Genomic DNA, 22410 nt, shown 5'->3' with positions numbered 1-22410 from the left:
TACCGTGCCCGATCGACCGCCGGCCGTCTTCGTCCTGTCCGCGGAGCACTGGCCGGCGCTGTTCCCGAGCGCCGTCCTGCGGCGGATCGGCGAACTCGTCGCCTGCGATCCGGTGCTGGTCGTCGACCGGTTCGACGATGCGCGCCTCGACGGACGGCTCGCCGACCTCGAGATCCTGATCACCGGCTGGGGTTGCCCCGCAATCGACGTACCGCTGCTCGACGCGATGCCGAAACTCCGCGCGGTGCTGCATGCCGCGGGGAGCGTGAAGGGGCACCTGTGTCCGGAGGTGTGGGACCGGGGGATCGCAGTCTCGTCCGCCGCGTCGGCCAACGCCGTGCCGGTCGCGGAGTTCACGCTCGGCGCGATTCTGCTCGCGGGCAAAGGCGCGTTCGGATTGCGAGAGCGGTACCGCCGGGAGCAGGGCTTCCAGCTGGGGTACATCCATCCCGACGTGGGCAACTACGGGCGCACGGTCGGCATCATCGGCGCGTCCCGGATCGGCCGGCAGGTGATCGATCTCCTCCGCCCGCTGGACTTCCACGTCCAGGTCTACGACCCGTACGCCGATGACCTGCCTGGGGTCGACCTGACGACCTTGCTCTCGACGAGCGACATCGTCAGCGTGCATGCGCCCTCCACACCGGAGACGTACCGCATGATCGGGCCGCAAGAACTGGCGCTGATGCCCGACGGCGCGACCCTGATCAACACCGCGCGCGGACAGCTCGTCGACACCGAGGCGCTGATCGCGGAGTTGCGGTCGGGGCGGCTCGCGGCGGTGATCGACGTGACCGATCCGGAGCCCCTGCCACCGGGCTCGCCGCTGTTCAGCCTGCCGAATGCGTTCGTCACACCGCACATCGCCGGATCGCACGGCAACGAGCTCACCCGCCTCGGCGCGTGTGTGGCCGACGAGCTGCAGCGCTTCCTGTCCGGGGACCCGCTCCGCTTCCCGGTCACGCTCGCCGAGCTCGGTCGCGGCGCGTGAAAGACAACGATCCCTGCCCTTGACACGCCTCAGTGGCGCAGTTAGGTTCCCGACAGATGGAAAGCGCTTTCTATACAAACCGGAAGGAGACTGCCATGACCGATCTGCCCGCTGATCTGCCCGCCGGGCGGCGTCGCGCGATGCTGCGCACGAGTCTGTGGCTGAGCCTGCTGGCCCTGCCCGCGGTGGCGTTCTTCGTGGTCTTCAGCTACGCGCCGATGGCCGGGCTGGTGGTCGCCTTCAAGGAGTTCGACATCAGCCGCGGCATCTTCGGCAGCCCGTGGAACGGCCTGGACAACTTCCGGTACTTCTTCAGCTCCGGCGACGCACAGCGGATCCTGGTGAACACGCTGCTGCTCAACGTGCTGTTCCTGGCTGCCACACTGGCCGCCGGCGTCACGCTCGCGATCATGCTCAACGAGCTCCGCGGCCGGTATTTCAAGCGCGTCGCCCAGTCGACGATCTTCTTCCCGTACTTCGTCTCGCCGGTCGTGATCGCGATCATGCTGCAGGTGCTGCTGTCGGGGCCGGCCGGCTCCGGCGGCGCGGTCAACGACGCGCTGGCGGGCTTCGGCCTGCCGACGGTCAGCTGGTACACCGAGCCCAGTCCGTGGCCGTGGATCCTCACCGTGGTGAAGGTCTGGCAGATGGGCGGCTACATGAGCGTGATCTTCCTGGCCGCGATCACGTCGATCCCCGAGGACGTCTACGAGGCCGGCCAGATCGACGGCGCGAGCCGCGCGCAGATGGCGCTGCGGATCACGCTCCCGCTGCTGAAGCCGACCGCGGCGGTGCTGCTCGTGCTCGGCGTCGGCCGGATCTTCTACGGCGACTTCGGCACGATCTACGCGATCATCGGCGACAACGGCACGCTGTTCCCGACGACCGATGTCATCGACACCTACGTCTTCCGCTCCTTGCGCCAGATCGGCGACTTCGGCACCACGGCCGCGATCGGCCTGTTCCAGTCCGTCGTCGGATTCGTCCTGGTCGCGACGGCTCTGCTGATCCAGCGCCGGTACTCCAAGGAAACGAGCCTGCTGTGACCACTGCCATCACCTCGAGCCTGGCGAAGACGACCGCCCGGACCGCGACCCGGCGGCGCCGCCGGCCGGAAGCCTTCACCGTCGTCAGCGTCATCGGCGTCACCGCCTTCATGCTGATCTGCCTGGTGCCGTTCTGGATGATCGTGTCCGGGTCGTTCACCGACGAGCAGACGCTGGCCACGACCGGGTACAGCCTGATCCCGAGGCCGTTCTCCACCACGTCGTACGAGCTGATCTTCACCGGTCCGACCGTGCTGAGCGCCTACACCGCGAGCATCTTCATCACCGTGGTCGGTACTGCGATGGCGTTGGCCTTCACGTCCGGGCTGAGCTGGGTCATCGCGCGGCGGTTGCCCTACGTCAGCAGGCCGTTGGCGGTGTTCGCGTACATCCCGATGCTGTTCACCGGCGGACTGGTCCCGCTGTACCTGCTCGTCACGCAGTACCTGAAACTGCAGAACAGCTACTTCGCCGTCATCCTGCCGTTGCTCGTGGCACCTTTCCTGGTGTTCATCCAGGTCTCGGCGTTCCGGCAGCTGCCCGAGGAGATCCTCGACTCGGCCCGGGTCGACGGCGCGGGGGAGATGCAGATCTTCTTCCGCATCGGGCTGCCGCTGTCGAAGCCGATCCTCGCGGTGGTCGGCCTGTTCTACGCCGTGCACTACTGGAACGAATGGTTCACGGCGCTGCTGTTCATGTCCGACGTGCACAAGTATCCGCTCCCGCTGTTGCTGCAGAACCTGATCTCGAACGTCTCGTTCTCGCAGATGCTGCCGACAGCCGCGGAGCAGTCGACGCCGGTCTACCAGCTCCGGCTCGCCCTGACGGTCGTCACCATCGGCCCGATCCTGCTCGCGTATCCCTTCGCGCAGCGCTACTTCGTCAAAGGCATCACGCTCGGAGCCACCAAGGGCTGACGGGCAACCTCAATCCACTTTGCACTTGCAGGAGGCATCATGCCCGCCACATCTCCAGCCGGTCTCAGCAGGCGCGGCTTCCTGGCCGCCACCGGCGGCCTGTCCCTCGCGTCCCTTCTCGGCCTGAACGGCTGCGGCGACTCGTCGTCGGGCTCCGGCTCCGGCTCCGCCGGCAGCACCGACAATCTCGCGTTGCTGCTCCCGGGTGACGCGCCGAAGGGCTGGGACGCGGTCCTCGCGAAGGTGAACGAGAAGCTGAAGAAGGATCTCGGCTTCACGATCTCGCCGCAGTTCATCGCCTGGTCGAACTACCAGCAGCAGTCGCTGCTGAAGTTCACCGCCGGCGAGAAGTTCGACACCGCGCTCCAGGCGCGCTGGCTGAACATGATCCAGCTGGTCGCGAGCAAGTCCCTCGTGCCGGTCGGCGACCTGATCGCCAAGTACCCGAACCTGAGCAAGACGCTCGATGCCCAGCTGCTCGAGCAGAACAAGTGGTCCGGCAAGCTGTACGGCATCCCGCAGGTCAACTCGGCCGCCCGCCTGCACCACTTCACCGTCCGGCAGGACCTGGCCGACAAGCTCGGCGCCGGCGACCTCAGCACGTTCGACCAGCTGGAGAAGTTCTGGTACGACGTGAAGCAGAAGGAGAAGATCACGCCGGTCGGCATCTCGTCGAACATGCCCGATCTGCTCGTCGCCTTCGCGCCCGTCGGCTGGCTCAACCAGCACGACTGGGAGAACCCGCACGTCAGCGTGCAGACCTTCAGTGGCGGCTCGTTCCCGTTCTACCTGGCGCAGGACGGGAAGACGACCGGCTCGGCCCACCCGATCCCGTTCTGGGAGGCACCCGGCGTCCTCGACGCGCTCCGCACGGTCCGCAAGTACTACCTCGACGGCATCATCAACAAGGACGCGCTGAACGTCGACTCGTCCACGATCGGCACCCAGTTCGAGTCCGGCCGCATCTCCACCCGCTGGGCGATGACCGACGGCCTGTCGTCACAGTCGCTGGCGCCGCTGCGCAAGGCCGTGCCGGGCGCCCAGATCGCCAACGTCATCCCGCTCGGCGGCGGCAAGGGCGCCAAGCCGAACCAGACCTTCCAGGCCGACAACTTCGTCGTACTGAACGTCAAGGGCAAGAGCAATGAACGCGCCATGCAACTCGAGGACTGGGTCTCGATCAAGGAGAACCACGACCTGCTCAGCTACGGCGTCGAAGGCAAGGACTGGAAGCCGGTCGGCACGGACAAGTTCGAGCAGCTCTCGCAGTACGGCTTCCCCGGGTTCGCCCTGTGCTGGCGGCAGAAGCTCGAGCTGAAGATCAAGGACATCACGCCGACCGAGGAGGCGTGGTTCGACTGGGCGCAGGACTACGACAACTTCACCGTCGACCCGTACGCGTCGTTCGTGCCGGACGTGACACCGGTGAAGCGGCAGGACAGTCAGGTGAGCGCGGCAATGACGCAGTACGGGAACCCGTTGTGGATCGGGGCGGTGGACGTCGACAAGGGCCTGGACGGTCTGAAGAAGGCGGTCGACAAGGCCGGGCTCGCGGACCTGCAGGCCGAGATGGAGAAGCAGGCGAACGCATACCTCAAGGGTGCCTGAGAACCGATGAGTACGCCGCGGAGGAAGCTCGCCGTCGTCGCGCGGGAAGCCGGCGTCTCGGTGTCCACGGTGTCGAAGGTACTGCGGGCGTACCCGGACGTGGCACCGCGACGCGCGAGCGGGTGCGTGCCGTACTGCGCCGCGCGGGGTACCCGGTGGAGACCGCGGTACGGCGGGATCCGTCCGTGCTCGTCGACGTCGTGGTCGCGAGCAGCGGGACGAGCTGGGCCGGCGAGGTCCTCGCCGGCCTGGCCGAGCGGGTCCGTGAGCCCGGGCTGGCCGTCGTGGTCACGACGGTCACGCCCGGGTGCCCGGTCCCCAGGGTGTGGCTGGAGCAGTTGTTCGCGCGGGGAAGCCGTGGGGTGATCGGGCTCGACGCCGAGTTCACCGAGGTCCAGCGGGCGTACCTCGCGGCCCATCAGATCCCTTGTGTGCTTGTCGATTCCGGCCTCGACGATGCGGTGTCGCACGCGTTGGCGACGATCTTCGAGAGCCCGGCAGAGCTCGCCGGCTAGCGCAGCCGGCTGACCGAGCTGCGGATCACCACATGGGTCTTGAACAGTCGGTGGTCTCCGGCCCAGCCCGGTTGCCGGTGCTGGTCGTCGACCGCGATCTGGGCCGCCGTCCGTCCGAGATCCTCGTAGGGCACGTGGACGGTGGTCAGCCGCGGACGCAGGTCCTGGGCGAGCTCGACATCGTCGTACCCGACGACGGACAGATCCTCCGGCACCGACAGGCCCTGCTCGTTCGCGGCGGCGTACACACCGGCCGCGACCACGTCGGTGCCCGCGAAGACTGCGGTGAAGTCGTGGCCCGCGGTCAGCCTGCGCCGGGTCAGCTGGTAACCGGAGGCGCGGGTGAAGACGCCGTGCTCGACCAGCTCCGGAGCATCCGGCACACCGAAGTCGGTCAGCGCCCGGCGATACCCGGCGAGCCGCTCGATGCTGGTGCTGTGCCGCTCCGGTCCGGCCAGGAACAGGATGCGCCGATGGCCCTGTGACAGCAGATGGCTGGTCAGCGCGTAGGCGCCGTTCTCGTTGTCGTACTCGATCACGGCCGCAGGCACCCCGTCGCCCAACGGCGGCCGGCCGCAGAGCACCAGGAGCGAACCGGCGGCGTGGAGTGAGTTCGCGAGCTCGGTCATCTTCTGCCGGTACTCGTCGGCCTCGTCCGTGACCCCGCCGATCAGGATCACCGCGCCGGCTCGCTGCTCACGCATCAGTTGCACGAGCGCCAGCTCCCGCTCGGGGGCGCCCTGCGTGGTGCCGATCAGCGTGAGCCATCCGCGCTGCGCCGCCTCCTGCTCGACGCCGTGCGCCGCGTCGGCGAAGGACTGGCCGCGAACGTCGGCCAGGATGAACGCCATCGTCTTCGATCCCGCTCCCGCGGCGAGGGCCCGCGCATGGGTGTTCGCGGAGTAGTTCAGCTCGCGGATCGACCGCTGCACGCGTTGGCGGGCGGAGCGGGAGACCGGGTAGTTGTCGGCCAGCACCCGGGAGACCGTCGCCGGTGAAACCCCTGCGTGGGCGGCGACATCGGCAAGCGTCGGCCCCGTCGACGCCCGCCGGCGGCCGGATGCTCCCTCGTCTGTCATGTTCCCCTCTCGTGGCATCGCGATTCTAGTGCTGGCTGGGGGGAGCGGTGGACGAGCGGATCACGACGTGCGTCCCCAGCATCATGTGCTGGTCGAGCGCGTGCTCGTCACGATGCAACGCCAGCCGTACGGCGGCCCGCCCGAGCTCCTCGTGCGGGATGCGGACGGTCGTCAGCGCCGGGTTCAGGTCGGCGCTGAGCGGGATGTCGTCGTACCCCACGACCGAGATGTCTTCGGGGACCCGGAGGCCGGCGTCCCGGAGGGCGGCGAGGACGCCGCTGGCGACCATGTCGGTGACGGCGACGACGGCCGTCATGCCAGCGCCGCGAGCCAGCAGCGCGGTCGTCTGCCGATAACCGGACTCGCGGTCGTAGTTGCCGCTGACAATGAGTTCACGGTCGATCTCGACCCCGCGGGCGTTGTGCGCGGCGGTGAATCCGCCCAGCCGGGCGCCCGTCGTGGAGTGTTCCGGTTCGCCCGCGCCGACGAACGCGATCCGCCGGTGTCCGAGGGAGATCAGGTAGTCGGTCACCGCGAACGCCCCGCCCTCGTTGTCGTACTCGACCACGGTGGCCGGGACGTCCGGCCCGATCGGCGGACGGCCGCACAGCACCAGCCGGGAACCGACCCGGTCGAGCGAGTGCGCGATCTCCGCCATCCGGCGGGTGTGGGACTCGGTCCGCAGACCCCCGCCGACGAGCACGACGGCCTCGGCCTGCTGCTCGCGCATCAACTCGATCAGCTCGAGTTCGCGATCGGGATCGCCGTGATGGGTGGAGACCAGACACACCCGGCCCTCGGCGGTGGCCTGAAGTTCGACACCCTGGCCGATGCAGGCGAACAGCGGCCCGACCAGGTCGCGGACCACGAACGCGACGGTCCGGGTCGAGCCGCCGACGAGCGCCCGGGCCTGGGCGTTGATCACGTAGTCGAGGTCGCGGACCGCGCGCAGCACCCGCTTCCGGGTCGAGGCGCTGACCGGATAGTCGCCGCCGAGCACGCGCGAGACGGTGGTGGCGCTCACGTTGGCGGCGGCTGCCACGTCCTTGACCGTCGGCCGGCCGTTGGACGACGCTCTGGGCACCCGGGACTCCTCGCTGCTGGAACGGCATAGAAAACGTTAACTATGCTGCCACTCATGCAACCCGATGTCGAAGCCGTCCGGCTGTTCTTCACTGCCTTCGGAGCCGGCGAGCCGATCCTGCTCGTGCATGGCTGGGGCGGGGACGGGCGGTCGTGGGATCCCGTCGAGTTCGCGGGCCATCGGGTCGTGACGGTCGACCTCCGCGGCCACGGGCGCTCCCCGGTTCCGTCGCGCGGATACCGTCCGTACGACTATGCCTTCGATCTCACCAAGCTGATCGAGGCGCTCGACCTCGGACCGGTCGTCGCGGTCGGCCATTCGATGGGTGGTCAGATCGTGGTGCGGCTGGCGATCGAACGGCCGGATCTGGTCCGGGCGGTGGTGGCGATCGATCCGGCGTACGGCGCTGACGAGGTCGAGGCCGCGTCGTTCCAGCAGCGGCTGACCGATCTCCGGCGCGACGGCGCGGCTGCCGCCGTACGGCAGTTGGGACAGCTGACCGACGAGGTGCGCGATCAACTGTTGCGGACACCCGGGGATGTCCTCGCCGAGAGCTACGCCGGGATGTACACCGAGCCGGGCGCGATCGGTGCGCGCCCGGCGGCGGCGAAAGCTCTGGCGTCGTTGGAGCGGCCGGTGCTCTGCATCCGGCCGACTCCGTCGATGGCAGCGTGGGACCTGACGTGTGCACTTCGCCCCGGCTCACGGGTCGTCCTATGGCCCGGCGCAGGCCACTTCCTGCACCGGGAACGGCCCGAGGCCTTCACGCGGCTCGTCAACAGCTGGCTGGGTCAGGTGGGTGGGTAGATCTCGAGGGCGCGGACTCGGGTGGTCTTGTCGGGGGTGGTGTCGGCGACCGGGCGGGTGATGAGTAGGCGGAGGTAGCGGGCCGTGAACGGGGTGACGGTTCGCGTCGTGGTGGCTGAGGTGTTGCCGGTGACGGTGTCCCGGGTGGTCCAGAGTTTGTTGTTGTCGCTGGATTGGAGGACGAAGTCGCGGGTGTTCAGGTCCGGCTCGCCGGCGTGTTCGACGACGTACCGGCCGATGGTCCGGTCGGTGCCGAGGTCGACGGACAACCAGGTGGTCGCGTGGCCCGAGGCGTTGACCCAGAGGTCCGCGGCGGGGTCGGTCACGTAGTGGGCGGTGCTGTTGGCGGCGTCCGCGACGACCGGACGGTAGCGTGCCAGGTCGGGCGCCGCTGAGCCCGCGTCGGCGAAGGCAGCGAACTCCAGCACCCGTGCCGTGAGGTCGTCGGACTGTGTGGGGCGCTGCACGGACAGTCGGAGGTAGCGCGCGGACACGGCGTTGCCGAAGTGCCGCTCGGTGAGGTTCTCGACGTTGCCGGTGACAACATCTGCCGGACGCCACGGTCCGGTCGCGCGCTGGGCTGCCTCGACCGTGAAGTCCCTTGTATTGAAGGCTGTCGGCGCCGGACTGCCTTCGTACCCGGCGTGCTTGAGTCGGTAGCCGGAGATCGTCCGCAGCCCGCCGAGGTCGAGGACGAGGCGGTCACCAGGTCCACCGGTCCAATCCCGTACGGCGGCCACGTCGACGCTCGCGCGTGGCGCAGCGGGCTGGTCGGCGAGGCAGTCCAGGTCCAGCCAGACGAACCGCGGCCGGTAGATCTCGGTGGTCAGCGGGTCGCCGCCGTACTGGTTGACGTTGTAGCTGATCAGCAGCCGTCCGTGCTCCGACAGGCTCGGGTGGGCCTTCGCGTTGTAGGTGTAGGTCGCGCCCTCGGTCTGGGACTCGTAGACGTACGGCTCCGGGCAGTTGTAGAAGCGGACGCCCGCGGAGAACGGCCCGACCGGCGACGTTCCGACTGCGTACTCCAGCCCGGTCGAGTTCACGTTGCGCAGGTAGACGAGCAGGTACTTCCCGGCGTACCGCCCGGTCGGGATCGGTGTGACGCTGAGCTCGGTGGACACGTCGGGATGCAGTACGGCGGCGTCCTCGACGCTGACCGTGATGTCCGGGCTCCAAGCCGTACCGCTCCAGAACCGCCAGGCCGCGATGTCGGCGAACGCATCCCGGCGGACCCGCGCGCAGACCAGGTCCTTCTGGCCGTCGGTCAACCGGTTGCGGTACCCGTAGACGTACACCCAGCCGTCCGCGGCCGGTGTGATGCCGACGCCGAACATCACGATATACGTGCTGTCGCGGACCAGCAGCCCGACATCCTCGGTCCGGCGTACGGTGGTGTAGTCGGGGACCCCGTCGACGAGCGGTACGGCGATCAGGTCGACCCGGGCGGCGTTCCAGTTGGAGTCCGGGGCGAAGCCGGTGGCGTACAGGGTGCGGTCGATCGCGATCCCGTCGTTCATCCAGAATCCGTTGCCGAAAGCACCGTTCTCCGGGATGACGAAGGTGGCCCGGCCGGGATCGGGCCGGTTGCCGGTTAGGACCGCGGAGGAGTTGTTGACGAACCCGGTCTGGTTGTAGGTCAGCGACCGCGGGTCGACGGTGCCGATTCGGGTGTCGCTGAAGATGAACGCGGTCCGCGAACCGGGGGTCGCGGAGCCGAGACCGTCGCGGCCGTCGAGCGGGACCGAGTAGATACCGTCGGCGCCGATCCAGCCGGACCGGCGGTCGAAGAGGCGGGTCCACTCGTCGGCCCGGGAGGCGGCCAGCGGGCGGGTGGCAGGGTAGGACCAGGACAGTGCCGGCAGCGCGGCGGAGACGCTCAGGCCGGTGGCCAGAGCGGCGTTGGTGCGCAGGAAAGTACGGCGGGAAACGGTGGTCACCGCAGGCACCTTAGGAAGAAATGTCAACGTTGACAAGGCCATGTCAACGTTGACATCATCAAACCCGCCCCGCACCTGTTGCCGTCACTCAGTGAGGGAGTACCAACCGTGCGTCAATCCCGCATCCCGCTCTTCACCGCGGCGCTGCTCGCCGCCTCCGCCCTCTGCACACCGGCCCTGGCCGCGCAGCCCGCCCCCGCCCACTCCGCCAATCGCGCCTCGAACCTGGTGGTCGAGAGCACGACCGAGCTCGGCCCGATCACCCAGAACCCGCACAACGCCGCCCGCGACGACGGCCAGAGCGTCCGCTACGGCAACCAGTCGGTCTGGTTCTTCGACGACACGATCCTGAAGGATCCGGACGGCTTCCTGACCAGCACCGCCGCGACCACCAGCGACCTGGACGCGAGCGACAACATCACGATGACCGCGGCGAACCCGTTCGACGAGCACTCGACCGGCGTACCGCCCGAGTTCGTGCCGTTCTCCGCCGCCGAGCTCGCGTTCCAGCAGGCGCACGCGTCCGCCGACTGCACGAACTCCACCGACGAGTACTGCGGCACCGTGTTCGCGCACTGGCCGGGTCCGGCCGTGGTCGACCAGGCCCGGCACCGGATCCTGGTGTCGTACGGCAAGCTCTGCCGCGGCGGCCGGGTCGGTACCCCGTGCGAGTCCGGCTTCGTCGGCCAGGCGCAGGGCACCGGCCTGGTCTCGGTCGACATGAACAGCAAGACGATCACCCGGCTCACCGCGACCAACCGCCCGGCCGACATCCCGAGTCCGGAAGGCACCGACAACACGCTGTTCTTCCCGGTCGGCCAGGACTGGACCGGTCAGGCGATGGTGCTTGTCGGCGGCACGCTGTACGGGTACGGCAAGTGCACCCTCGACGGCTGTGCGGTCGCGAAGGTGCCGGTCGCGGACGTCACTGACATCTCCCGGTGGCGCTACTACACCGGTGCCGACAGCAACGGTCAGCCGCAGTGGTCGACGGATCCGAGCAACACCCCGCTGGTCAAGGCCAACGGCGCCGCGGGCTCGACCGTCTACTGGGACAAGGCGTTCGGCGCATATGTCAACACGTTCATGCCGTTCCAGTCGCAGGACGTCTTCTACCAGACCGCGCCGAACCCATGGGGTCCGTGGAGTACGCCGACCAAGCTCTTCACGGCCGCCAAGACCAGCGGGATCGAGTACGCCGCGTTCGCGCACCCGGAGTACACCAGCGCCGACGGGCTGACGAAGTACTACACCTACTACACGTCGTCGACCGGAGCGCAGATGCTCGTCAAGGTCCGCTTCGCGAAGGCGTCGTGATGCATCAGCATCCACAACGCACGATCGACCGGGCGCGCCGGATGCTCGACGAGCGGGTCCGTCCCGCAGTCGAGCGCCGGACCGCGCCGCTGCGAATCGACGTACGGCGGTTGCCGGGTGAGCCGGAGCCGTTCGAGCAGGCGACGTCCGGACCGTTCGAGCCGTTCACCGCCGGGTCCGCGTGGGGATCGGCCTGGACGACCGCGTGGTTCCGGCTGGCGGGCGAGGTCCCGGCCGACTGGACGGATGCCGAGGCTGCCGTGGTCGTCGACCTCGGCTTCGACGGCGGTCCCGGCTTCCAGTCCGAAGGGCTGGTCCACCGCGCGGACGGCAGCATCGTCAAGGGCGTCCACCCGCGCAGTCAGTACGTACAGCTCGACCCGGGAACGACAGCGGTCGAGCTGTACGTCGAGGCCGCGGCCAACCCCGACATCGCGGCACGGGCGTTCTCGCCGACCCGGCTCGGCGACGGGCTCGACGTCGACGGCGAGCCGCAGTACCGCTTCCGCCGGGCCGAGTTGGTCGCGCTCGATCGCCAGGCCGAAGCGCTGGCGGTCGATCTCGACGTACTGATCGGATGGGCGGTCGAGCTGGCCGCTGACGATCCGCGGCGGTCGAAGATCCTCCGCGCGCTCGACCGTGCCTGCGACGTGATCGATCCGGAGCGGATCCACGCGTGTGTCGCGGCCGCCCGGGCCGAGCTCGAGACGGTGCTGAGTCGGCCGGCCACGGCGAGCACCCACCGGGTCGCGGCCGTCGGACACGCGCACATCGATTCCGCGTGGCTCTGGCCGATGCGGGAGACGGTGCGCAAGTGCACGCGGACCTTTGCCAACGTGCTCGCGTTGATGGACGACTACCCCGAGCTGCGGTTCGCCTGCTCGCAGGCGCAGCAGTACGCGTGGATCGAGCAGCATCAGCCGAAGCTGTTCGCACGGATCACCGAGGCGGTGGCCACGGGCCGGTTCATCCCGGCCGGCGGCATGTGGGTCGAGTCCGACACGAACATGCCGGGCGGTGAGGCGCTGGTCCGGCAGTTCGTGCACGGCAAGCGGTACTTCGCCGAGCGGTTCGGCGTCGAGCCGCGCGAGGTCTGGCTGCCTGACTCGTTCGGGTACTCCGCGGCGCTGCCGCAGATCGCCGCGCTGGCCGGGTTCCGGTGGTTCCTGACCCAGAAACTCGCGTGGCATCCGACGAACCCCTTCCCGCACCACACGTTCTGGTGGGAAGGGATCGACGGCACCCGGCTGTTCGCGCACCTGCCGCCGGTCGACACCTATCTCGCCGAGCTGACGCCGGCCGAGCTGAACCACGCGACGCGGAACTTCCGCGACCACGCCGGTGCGACAACCTCGCTGGTCCCGTTCGGTCACGGCGACGGCGGTGGCGGGCCGACCGCGGTGATGATGGAGCGCGCCCGCCGGCAGGCCGATCTCGAAGGCGCGCCGCCGATCGAGCACCTGACACCGACGGCGTTCTTCGAGCGCGCCGAGGCCGAGTACCCTGACGCGCCGGTCTGGGTCGGTGAGCTCTACATGGAGGCCCATCGCGGCACATACACGTCGCAGGCGGCGATGAAGCGCGGCAACCGCCGCAGCGAACACCTGCTGCGCGAGGCCGAGCTGTGGTGTACGTCGGCGACGATCCGGACCGGGGCGCCGTACCCGTATGACGCTCTCGACCGGATCTGGAAGACCGTGCTGCTGCACCAGTTCCACGACGTACTGCCCGGCTCGTCGATCGCGTGGGTCCATCGGGAAGCGCGGGCGGCGTACGAACAGGTCCAGGCGGAGCTCGAGGAGCTGATCGACACTGCGCTTGAGCAGTTGGCCGGCGTAGGCCAGACCCCGATCCGCTTCAACGCAGTCCCGATGCCCGTCGACGGCGTTCCCGCGTTGGGGGCTTCGGCTGCACCGGCCCCGACCGGGCCGGCAGTGACAGCCACGTTCGACGGGGAGCGGTGGCTCGTCGACAACGGCGTACTGCGGATCACGATCGCCGCGGACGGGACGATCAGCTCGCTGGTCGACATCCGCCACGATCGCGAACTGGTTGCCGAGGGCTCCCGTCTCAACGACCTGGTGCTGCATCACGACCTGCCGAACGCCTTCGACGCCTGGGACCTCGACGCCTCGTACCGCGCCACGGCCGAACCGCTGCGGACGGTCGACTCGCTGCGGGTCACGGAAGCGCCCGACGCGGTGGTCGTGGAGGTACGCCGGTCGCAGGGAGCGTCGAGGTACACGCAGACGATCACCGTGCCGGCCGGCGCGGACCGGGTCGACTTCACGATCGACGTCGACTGGCACGAGCGCGAGAAGTTGCTGAAAGCAATGTTCGGGCTGGATGTCCGGGCCGATCAGGCGACCGCCGAGATCCAGTTCGGGCACCTGCGCCGGCCGACGCACGACAACACCACGTGGGACGAGGCCAAGTTCGAAGTGTGCGCGCATCGCTGGGTGCACGTCGGCGAACCCGGCTTCGGTGTCGCGATCGCCAACGACTCGACGTACGGCCACGACCTGCGGCGGCTCGCCGGACGGACCGGTGATCCGCTGGCCGGTCGCACCGGCACCGGAGTCGGGCTCTCGTTGCTCCGGGCACCGAGATACCCGGACCCCGAGACCGACCAGGGCCGGCACCGCGCGCAGTACACGCTGGTGTCCGGCGCCGGGATCGCGACCGCGATCGAGGCCGGACTCCGGCTGAACCTTCCGATCCGCGAGATCCGCGGTACGTCGGCACCGGCCCCGCTCGTCACGGTCGAGGGAGCCGGCGTGGTGATGGAGTCGGTCAAACTCGCCGAAGACCGCTCCGGCGACGTGATCGTGCGGCTCTACGAATCCCTGGGCGCACGCACCACAGCCCGGCTGAGCTGGGACTTCGTTGCCACCGGCACCGAGATCGTGGATCTGCTGGAACGCCCGCTCGAGACTGTCGACGAGCCGCGGTTCGCCGTGCGGCCGTTCCAGATCCTCACCGTCCGGATCCGGACCCGGGAGGCCGAGCATGACTAAACGACGCCGGGACACGATCCTGGGGTACTGCTTCATCTCGCCCGCGATCATCGGGCTGCTGCTGTTCGTCGTGTATCCGATGGTCACGTCGCTCTACCACTCGTTCACCGAGTGGAACGGGCTGACGCCGGCCAAATGGGTCGGACTGGAGAACTACAAGTTCCTGTTCACCAGCGACCCCACGTTCTGGCCGTCGTTGAAGGTGACCGTGCTGTGGGTGGTCATCTCGGTGCCGGCCACGCTGCTCGCCGGACTGCTGCTCGCCGTCGTGGTGAACCGCACGATCAAGGGCGTCAAGGTGTTCCGGACGATCTTCTACCTGCCGGTCGTGCTGCCGGCGGTCGCCGTACTCACGTTGTGGAAGTACATCTACGACCCGACGTACGGACTGGCCAACCAGATCCTGAAGTTCTTGCACCTGCCGACCACGATGTGGCTGGGCGACGCGCATGTGGCGCTGCCGGCGATCCTGATCGTCGGGATCTGGAGCGTCGGCGGCACGATGATGATCTTCCTGGCCGGCCTGCAGGCGGTGCCGGAGGAGATCCAGGAGGCGGCGAAGGTCGACGGCGCGGGCGCGTTCCGGCGGTTCACCCGGATCACGCTGCCGATGATCGGGCCGATCATGATGCTCCAGCTGATGCTGGCGCTGAACGGCGCGTTCCAGACCTTCAACCAGGTCGCGATCCTGACCAAGGGCGGACCCGGGCACTCCACGAACCTGCTGATGTACAAGATCTACAACGACGGGTTCGCCGACTTCATCACCTCACCGCAGCTCGGGTACGCGACCGCCGAGGTGTGGGTGCTGTTCGTGATCGTGATGCTGGTGACCGTCGTGATGTTGCGCCTCACCCGGAACCGCGTCTACCAGGGAGAGGGCTCGTGACCGCTGAAGCTCTTGTCATCGCACGCCCGGCTGCGCTCACGCAGCGGGTGCCGTTCATGCTGTCGCGGGTTGCCTGGTACGCCTTGTGCGGGCTGCTCGCGGTCTCGATGCTGCTGCCGCTGGTGTGGATGATCAGCATCGCGCTGAAGGGAAACGGCGACATCAACCAGCTGCCGCCGGCCTTCCTGCCGCGCGAGTTCCGGGCCGCGAACTTCGTCGACGGCCCGGCGCAGATCGGTTTCTACCGGCTGCTGCTGAACACGGTGATCGTCACCGTGCTGTCGACGATCGGCGCGGTGGTCAGCTCGATGATCGTCGGCTACGGCATCTCCCGGATCGACTTCCCGGGCCGCCGGTTCTGGTTCGCGCTGATCTCCGGCAGCATCTTCGTGCCGGGCATCGTCGGGCTGATCCCGCTGCAGCACCTCTACATCAACCTCGGGCTGATCGACACCTGGGTGCCGTTGATCCTGCCGGCCTTCTTCGGCAGCCCGATCTTCGTGTTCCTGGCCCGGCAGTACTACCAGTCGATCCCGAAGTACCTCGACGAGTCGGCCACGATCGACGGCGCCGGGCACTGGATGATCTTCACCCGGATCATGGTGCCGCTGACCAAGCCGGTCTGGATCACCGTCGCGATCATGTCGTTCCAGCTGGCCTGGAACGACTATCTGAGTCCGCTGGTCTACCTGCAGGACGCGAAGAAGTTCACCCTCCCGCTCGGGATGGCGGCGTTCCTGTCCGACCAGGCGGGTTCTCAGTACAACTACTACATGGCGACGAACCTGCTGTTCGTCGTACCGCCGCTGGTGCTGTTCTTCCTCGCCCAGCGCTACTTCATGGAGGGCCTCGGCGCCCTCGGGACCATTGCCAAATGAGGAGTTCGATCATGCCCAAATTCAGGGCGACAGCAGTACTTGTGGTCGCCGGTCTCGCCCTCGCGGGGTGCGGCGGCGGCTCCGATGCCGGCGGCAAGAGCGGCGGCACCGTCAGCTACATGACCTGGGAGTCCGTGGCGACCAACGCGGCCCTGGACAAGAGCATGGCCAAGATGCAGGGCGTGGGGGTCAAGCGCGAGGAGTCGCCGAACGCGGACTACGCGCAGAAGCTGGCCTCGCTGATCATGTCGAAGAAGGCGCCGGACTTCTTCTGGTGCTCGAACTCGCAGGAGCAGAACCTCGCCGCGGAAGGCCTGCTGTACGACTGGTCGTCGTACCTGAAGAAGGGTGACGGCCTGCAGGAGGACAAGTTCTCGCCCGGCTCGCTCGACCTGTGGCGCAACGCCGAGGGCAAGCTGTACGGGATCCCGACACTCGCGAACACCTACGGTTTCTTCTACAACAAGGCCGCCTTCGACAAGGCCAAGCTGAAGGCCCCGGCGATCGGCTGGACCTGGGACGAGTTGTACGCCGACATCACCGCGCTGAAGCGCACCGACCCGAAGGCCACGCCGCTGGTGAACGCGTGGGCGCTGCTGGAGAGCCCGCAGGGCGTCTCGGCGTACTCCGTCGCGAACGGCGGCGCGCCGATCCTCGAGAAGCCGATCGGGGCCAAGGAGGTGACGGCCGACGCGACGTTCCGCACCGGCGCCGAGCGGATGACGAAGGCGATCAAGGCCGGTGAGATGACCAACCCGGACTACGACGGCACGAACGCGGTCGCGCAGTTCGCGAACGGCGGTATGCCGCTGATGTTCGGCGGGCAGTGGCTGCACCAGTCGATCACCCAGAACAAGCCCAAGTTCGACTGGGGTTACGCGCCCTGGCCGGCCGGTACGGCGAAGTCCGTGCAGCCGATCGAGACCAACGGCGTCTGTTCCCCGGCGACGTTGAAGGACCCGGACAGCACCTGGAAGGTGATCAGCTACATGGAGGTCACCGGCTTCAACGAGACCATGAAGGACCAGCCGATCGCCCCGATCGCGTACGAGCCCGGATCCAAGGGGTACTACGAGGCACTGCAGGCCGGTGACGCCGCGGCGAAGAGCATCGCCGCGACCGCGACGTACGAGCTCGGGGTGAAGGACAAGTTCGTCACCCAGTTCCTCGACGCGTGGTCGACGCCGGCGGGTGACGTCGTCGGCACCACCTGGAACCCGGCGCTGTCGGGGAAGAAGGACGTCGGCGCCGGGATCGACGGAATGGTTGCCGGTATCAACAAACTGATCGCCAAATGAGCGCCGCCCCGGTCGACTACCCGTTCGGCCCGTTCGTGCCGCGGCCGGAGAATCCCGTCCTCCGGCCCGGCCGGCACGACTGGGAGTCGGGCAACGTCTACAACCCCGCCGCGATCTCGGTGGACGGGCGGATCGCGCTCGTCTACCGGGCGCATGCCGACGACATCGTGTCGCACCTCGGCCTGGCCTGGTCCGACGACGGCATCACGTTCGAGACCGAGCCGGATCCGGTGATGGTGCCGACGGAGGACTACGAGCGGTTCGGGTGTGAGGATCCGCGGGTCGTGTTCGTGGACGGCACCTACTACCTGACCTACACCGGCTGGGACCGGCACAGCGCGCGGCTCTGCCTCGCGACGTCGACGGATCTGCGCCGGTGGGACAAGCATGGGCCGATGTTCCCGGGCATCAACACCTTCGCCGGTGTGCGGGAGACGCCGGGTCCGGAGTGGAGCAAGGGCGGAGTGATCCTGCCCGAGCAGATCGACGGGCAGTACCTGATGTGGTTCGGTGAGGGGAACATCCACCTCGCCACCTCTCCCGACCTGCTGCATTGGAAGGCCGATCCGGTTCCCGTACTGCGGCCGGAGCCCGGCACGTTCATGGGCGACCTGGTCGAGACGGGCCCGCAACCGATCCGGACCCGGACCGGCCATGTCCTGCTGATGCACAACAGCGCGGTGGTGCGACCCGACGGCAGCGTGTACTACGCCTGCGGGCAGGTGTTGATCGATCCGCGGCGGCCGGACACGATCGTCGCCAAACTGACCGAGCCGTGGCTGGAACCGAGCAGCTACGAGGATCTGCACGGGCTGGTCGACAACGTCACATTCGTCGAGGGGCTCGTGTTCCATCGCGGGACCTGGTTCGCGTACTACGGGCAGAGCGACACCACGATCGGGGTCGCCACGTTCACACCGGAGGAACCGTGATCGTACTGGCGGATGGCGCCCGGGTGATGTTCACCGGTGACTCGATCACCGACTGCCACCGGCGCGACACCGACAATCCGCTCGGCTACGGGTACCCGCTGCGGATCGCCGGCCAATGGGGCCTCAGGCAACCGGATCGTCGCCCGGTCTGGCTGAACACCGGGATCTCCGGGGACACGCTCGCCGGTCTGGTCAGCCGGTGGGAGGCCGACGTACTCGAGGCGCGTCCCGACGTGGTGTCGATCCTGATCGGGATCAACGACACCGGGTACCGGTACTCGTTCGGCCACGACGAGGTGCCGGCGGATGCGTTCCGATCGGGATATCGGCGGTTGCTGGAGCCGCTGACCGGCGTACAACTCGTGCTGATCGAGCCGTTCCTGCTGCCGGTGAAGGAGGAGCAGCAGGAGTGGCGCGCCGACCTAGACGCCAAGCTCAAGGTCGTACGGGAACTGGCCGACGAGTACGGCGCGACGCTGGTCGCCGCCGACCGGATGTTCGCCGACCTCGCGGCAACCACCGGCCCCGAGCACTGGCTCTTCGACGGCGTGCACCCCACCCCCGCCGGCCACCAAGCTCTGGCCGACGCCTGGCTGCGTCACGTCAGCTGACCGGGATGGCCCGATGGGGACTGGCGATAGGCAATTGCTTATCGCCAGTCCCCGTTTGGTCAGTACGTCGGGGTGTCGTTGACGATCAGGCGGGCGGGGACCTCGAGGCGCTGGGGTGCCCGGGACGGGTCGGCCAGGCGGTCGAAGAACAGCTGTGCGCCGGCCCGTCCGACGTCGTACGGGTCGCTGTCGATCACCGAGACCCCGAACGCGGCCGCGAGCTCGAACCGGTCGAAGCTGACCACGTCCGGGCGGCGGCGCGCATACGCACCCGACTGCAGCAGGCCCGTGCAGAGCCGGTTGTTGTCGACGAACACCGCGTCCGGCTCGACCGTGTCCAGCAGGTCGTCGGCGGCCAGCCGGGCGTCGTCCTCGCTGACGAGGTTGTTGCGGACCAGGTCCGGGTCGACCGCGATACCGGCGGCTTCGAGGGCGGCGACGTACCCCGCCCAGCGCTCCTCGGCGCCGCTGCCGCTGCGCGGATGACCGAGGTACGCGATCCGGCGGCGGCCCTTCGCGAGCAGGTGCTCGATACCGGCCCGGGTGCTGGCCTCGTTGGTCGTGGTGACCGAGTCCATCGACTCACCGAGGCCCGGGGGAGGCGAGTCGACGAAGACGATCGCCGAACCGAAGCGGGCCTCGTTCACCAGGTAGCCGAGGTCGTTGCCGACCGGCGCGATGATCAGGCCGGCGACCCGGTGCGCGAAGAACGACCGGATCGCGCGGTGCTCGAGCTCCGGATCGTTCTGCGCGTCGGCGGTCAGCACCAGGTAGCCGCGTTCGGAGGCGACCGAGTGGATGCCGCGCAGCATCGGCGCGAAGAACGGGTTCGTGCAGTCGCCGAGCGTGACCCCGATCGAGGTCATCGCCTGGTTCTTCCGCCGCAGCCCGGCGGCGACGTCGTTCAGCTGCACGCCGAGCCGATCGGCCTCGGCCACGATCCGCTGCCGGGTCGACTCCCGCACCTTGGGATCCCCGCGCAGGGCTCGCGACACGGTCTTGATACTCACACCCGTGGTCGCGGCCACATCCTCGAGCCGCGGTCGCCGCGGAGGTTCGATCTGCATTCCCCCAGTGTAATGTCAACGTTGACATTATTCACTGATTCGCGGTCGCCGCTGCCGAGAGGGACTGACTGATCATGACGATGCCCGAGACAACGGCCGACGTCCAGCACCTGCGGGTCGAGGAGGACCCGTTCGCGGGTCGGGGTGAGTGGCCGGGGCGGTGGATCAGGGCGGCGGGGAGCGGCGATGTGGTCGGGTTCCGGCTGCCGGTCGAGTGTGTGGAGGCGGCTGAGGTCGTCGTACATGTGTCCGCCGATGAGCGGTACGAGTTGTGGCTCGACGGTGAGTTCGTTGGTCGTGGGCCGTCGCGGGGCGAGGTCGGTCACTGGTCGTTCGAGAGCTATCGGCTGCGGTTGCCTGCCGGGGCGCACTGGCTTGCGGCCCGGGTGTGGAGCCTTGGGGACGACGCGCCGCTGGCGCAGTTGAGTCGTGGTGACGGCCCTACCTTCCTGCTCGCCGCCGAGGCGGTCTCCGGTCCGGTGCCGGCGCTGGACACCGGTACGGCGGACTGGCGCGCGGCCGCGCTGCCCGGGCATGGCCGTCGACCGAAAGGCGATGGCTACGGCTGCGGTGCCAGGCAGGTCAGCGACGGCCGTAGCTTCCCGTGGGGTTGGCAGACCGGCGCGGACAGTCTCGGTTGGCCGGCTGCCGTAGCCGGCTCCGCACCGCGGGTGCTGGTTCCGGCTCGCTTGCCTGCACCAGTACGACGGTGGGCCGAGGGCGCGCGCGTACGTCATGTCGCGGAGCATCCGGTGGGCGAGCCGACGCGCGACCGCGTCGTGGACTCGGCCGACCATCTCGACGGTGAGGCCGACGACTGGCAGCGGCTGCTCGACGGTAGGCCGCTGGTGCTGCCGGCCGGGACCTGTCGTCGGGTGCTGATCGACCTCGACCAGTACGTCTGCGCGTACCCGGTCCTCGAGGTCGAGGGCGGCCGCGATGCCGAAGTACGTGTGCATTGGCAGGAGTCGTTGTATGAGCAGGAACCTCAAGTAGGTAAGGGACATCGCGACGTTGTCGAGGGCAAGCTGTTCGGCCGGCCGGGGCTCGAGGAGGACGGCCTGGGTGACCTCTTCATTGCCGGTGGCGGCCGCGAGCGGCACAGCACGCTGTGGTGGCAGTCCGGTCGGTACGTCGAGGTCCTCGTCACCACGGCGGCCGAACCGCTGACTATCACCGGGTTGCGGTTCGCCGAGACGCACTATCCGTACGAGGACCGCAGCGGATTCACTGCCAGCGACCCGCGGCTCGCACAGGTCGGCGTGCTCGCGTTCCGGACCCTGCAGGCGTGCAGCCACGAGACGACGATGGACTGCCCGTACTACGAGCAGTTGCAGTACGCCGGGGACACCCGTCTGCAGTGCTTGGTCGCGTACGCCACGACCGGGGACGACGCGCTTGCCCGACAGGCATTGCGCGCCTTCGCCCGCAGCCAGTCACGCGACGGCCTGACCCTGTCCCGGACGCCGTCGCGGCACTCGTCGCCGATCCCGCCGTTCACGCTGTGGTGGGTGGCGATGGTGCACGACTTCGCGTTGTGGCGTGGCGATCTGGCCTTCGTCGCCGAGCTGATGCCGGGAGTGCGCGCGGCGCTCGACGTACACCGTCGTGCGGTTGACGATCGCGGGATCTTCCGGGCGTTGCACGGCTGGAACTTCACCGACTGGGTGCCGGGTTGGGATGCGGGCACGCCGCCCGGGATCGTCCAGGACGGAGAACAGCACCCCGACTGGCCGGGTCCTGGAACCGGGGTGTCCGCCGTACTGCAGCTGCAGTTGGCGCTGGTGGCCCGGCAGGCGGCGGACCTGGAGGCGTGGGTAGGTGACAACGCCGACCAGAACTCACATCTGGCCGACCGATTGCTCGAGGCCGCCGACGAGGCCTTCTACGACGCCGACCGCAAGCTGTACGCCGACGATCTCGAGCACACCTCGTTCAGCGAACACGCGCAGTCGCTCGCCCTGCTCGCGGGAGCCAAGTACGGCGAGACGGCCGTCCGGACCATCCTGGAGGACCCTGCGGACGTGGCACGGACCACGGTGTATTTCGACCACTACCTGTTCGAGGCGCTGCACCGGATCGGGCGGACCGACGTACTACTGGATCGGCTCGAGCTCTGGTACGGCCTCCTGGACCAGGGCCTCCGCACGGTGATCGAACACCCCGAGCCGACCCGCAGCGACTGCCACGCGTGGGGTGCGCACCCCCTGTACCACTACGTCGCCACCCTCCTCGGCGTCCGGCCGACCTCGCCCGGAATGACGACGGTTGCCGTCGCCCCTCAACTCGGCGGCCTCGACTGGGCCAGTGGCTCAGTCCCGACCCCACACGGTCCCCTGACGGTCCACGCCCGCTCTGGCGAGCCCACAGAGGTGACCGCCCCGCCGGGAATCACGGTGACTTTGGCGTACTGACTA

18 protein-coding genes and 1 pseudogene are annotated in these 22410 nt (G+C 68.5%); 15 read left to right on the top strand and 4 right to left on the bottom strand.

The features are described 5' to 3' along the window. Positions 1-4 precede the first annotated feature (4 nt). The 6 genes and pseudogenes from ABT313_RS01735 to ABT313_RS01715 all read left to right on the top strand — a co-directional run bounded on the left by ABT313_RS01735 (position 5) and on the right by ABT313_RS01715 (position 5077). Positions 5-991: a hydroxyacid dehydrogenase gene (locus tag ABT313_RS01735; RefSeq protein WP_350847549.1), complete on the top strand. Its 987-nt coding sequence runs from the start codon at positions 5-7 to the stop codon at positions 989-991. A gap of 95 nt (positions 992-1086) precedes the next feature. After that, on the top strand, positions 1087-2037 hold the full coding sequence (locus ABT313_RS01730; RefSeq protein WP_350847547.1) for an ABC transporter permease: 951 nt from the start codon (positions 1087-1089) through the stop codon (positions 2035-2037). Continuing rightward, on the top strand, positions 2034-2954 hold the full coding sequence (locus ABT313_RS01725) for a carbohydrate ABC transporter permease (protein ID WP_350847545.1): 921 nt from the start codon (positions 2034-2036) through the stop codon (positions 2952-2954). Before ABT313_RS01730 ends, ABT313_RS01725 begins: the two co-directional genes overlap by 4 nt. 39 nt (positions 2955-2993) lie before the next feature. Then, positions 2994-4562 (top strand): DUF3502 domain-containing protein, encoded by a 1569-nt coding sequence (locus ABT313_RS01720; protein ID WP_350847543.1) that lies wholly within the window; start codon positions 2994-2996, stop codon positions 4560-4562. 6 nt (positions 4563-4568) lie between these two features. Beyond that, positions 4569-4658 (top strand): annotated as a pseudogene (locus ABT313_RS44690) (LacI family DNA-binding transcriptional regulator); the annotation flags it as partial. 26 nt (positions 4659-4684) lie between these two features. Further along, complete coding sequence (locus tag ABT313_RS01715; RefSeq protein ID WP_350847541.1) at positions 4685-5077, top strand: type 1 periplasmic-binding domain-containing protein; 393 nt, start codon at positions 4685-4687, stop codon at positions 5075-5077. Here the strand turns inward: ABT313_RS01715 and ABT313_RS01710 are convergent. Then, entirely contained in the window at positions 5074-6156 is a 1083-nt protein-coding gene (locus ABT313_RS01710) for a LacI family DNA-binding transcriptional regulator (RefSeq protein WP_350847539.1), read from the bottom strand. The genes ABT313_RS01715 and ABT313_RS01710 overlap by 4 nt on opposite strands. Before the next feature lie 25 nt (positions 6157-6181). Next, positions 6182-7240: a LacI family DNA-binding transcriptional regulator gene (locus ABT313_RS01705; RefSeq protein ID WP_350847537.1), complete on the bottom strand. Its 1059-nt coding sequence runs from the start codon at positions 7238-7240 to the stop codon at positions 6182-6184. A 54-nt stretch (positions 7241-7294) separates the two neighbouring features. On the opposite strand from ABT313_RS01705, the gene ABT313_RS01700 reads away from it, so the two are divergent. Continuing rightward, on the top strand, positions 7295-8047 hold the full coding sequence (locus ABT313_RS01700) for an alpha/beta fold hydrolase (protein ID WP_350847535.1): 753 nt from the start codon (positions 7295-7297) through the stop codon (positions 8045-8047). Here ABT313_RS01700 and ABT313_RS01695 read toward each other — a convergent pair. After that, a complete protein-coding gene (locus ABT313_RS01695; RefSeq protein WP_350847534.1) occupies positions 8032-9984 on the bottom strand; it encodes a DUF5005 domain-containing protein in 1953 nt (650 codons plus the stop codon). The genes ABT313_RS01700 and ABT313_RS01695 overlap by 16 nt on opposite strands. 108 nt (positions 9985-10092) lie before the next feature. Between ABT313_RS01695 and ABT313_RS01690 the strand changes: the two genes are divergently transcribed. The 7 genes from ABT313_RS01690 to ABT313_RS01660 are packed head-to-tail and all read left to right on the top strand — an operon-like array spanning position 10093 to position 18926. Further along, on the top strand, positions 10093-11301 hold the full coding sequence (locus tag ABT313_RS01690; RefSeq protein WP_350847532.1) for a DUF4185 domain-containing protein: 1209 nt from the start codon (positions 10093-10095) through the stop codon (positions 11299-11301). Further along, on the top strand, positions 11301-14318 hold the full coding sequence (locus ABT313_RS01685) for an alpha-mannosidase (RefSeq protein WP_350847530.1): 3018 nt from the start codon (positions 11301-11303) through the stop codon (positions 14316-14318). The genes ABT313_RS01690 and ABT313_RS01685 overlap by 1 nt, the downstream gene beginning before the upstream one ends. After that, a complete protein-coding gene (locus tag ABT313_RS01680; protein ID WP_350847528.1) occupies positions 14311-15207 on the top strand; it encodes a carbohydrate ABC transporter permease in 897 nt (298 codons plus the stop codon). Before ABT313_RS01685 ends, ABT313_RS01680 begins: the two co-directional genes overlap by 8 nt. After that, complete coding sequence (locus tag ABT313_RS01675) at positions 15204-16085, top strand: carbohydrate ABC transporter permease (protein WP_350847526.1); 882 nt, start codon at positions 15204-15206, stop codon at positions 16083-16085. Before ABT313_RS01680 ends, ABT313_RS01675 begins: the two co-directional genes overlap by 4 nt. Positions 16086-16096: 11 nt before the next feature. After that, positions 16097-17383: an ABC transporter substrate-binding protein gene (locus ABT313_RS01670; protein ID WP_350847525.1), complete on the top strand. Its 1287-nt coding sequence runs from the start codon at positions 16097-16099 to the stop codon at positions 17381-17383. Beyond that, positions 17380-18315 (top strand): glycoside hydrolase family 130 protein, encoded by a 936-nt coding sequence (locus tag ABT313_RS01665; RefSeq protein WP_350847523.1) that lies wholly within the window; start codon positions 17380-17382, stop codon positions 18313-18315. The genes ABT313_RS01670 and ABT313_RS01665 overlap by 4 nt, the downstream gene beginning before the upstream one ends. Then, entirely contained in the window at positions 18312-18926 is a 615-nt protein-coding gene (locus tag ABT313_RS01660; protein ID WP_350847521.1) for an SGNH/GDSL hydrolase family protein, read from the top strand. Before ABT313_RS01665 ends, ABT313_RS01660 begins: the two co-directional genes overlap by 4 nt. A 59-nt stretch (positions 18927-18985) precedes the next feature. Here ABT313_RS01660 and ABT313_RS01655 read toward each other — a convergent pair whose 3' ends face one another. Further along, positions 18986-19993, bottom strand: a complete 1008-nt coding sequence (locus ABT313_RS01655; RefSeq protein ID WP_350847519.1) for a LacI family DNA-binding transcriptional regulator — start codon at positions 19991-19993, stop codon at positions 18986-18988. Positions 19994-20073: 80 nt separating this feature from the next. Between ABT313_RS01655 and ABT313_RS01650 the strand changes: the two genes are divergently transcribed. Continuing rightward, entirely contained in the window at positions 20074-22407 is a 2334-nt protein-coding gene (locus tag ABT313_RS01650) for an alpha-L-rhamnosidase-related protein (RefSeq protein WP_350847517.1), read from the top strand. Positions 22408-22410 lie beyond the last annotated feature (3 nt).

The sequence above is a fragment of the Kribbella sp. NPDC000426 genome, from assembly GCF_040300265.1.
Classification (GTDB): Bacteria; Actinomycetota; Actinomycetes; order Propionibacteriales; family Kribbellaceae; genus Kribbella.
The sequence above is the reverse complement of the archived record's forward strand: the minus strand, read 5'-3'. Positions and strand labels throughout refer to the sequence as shown.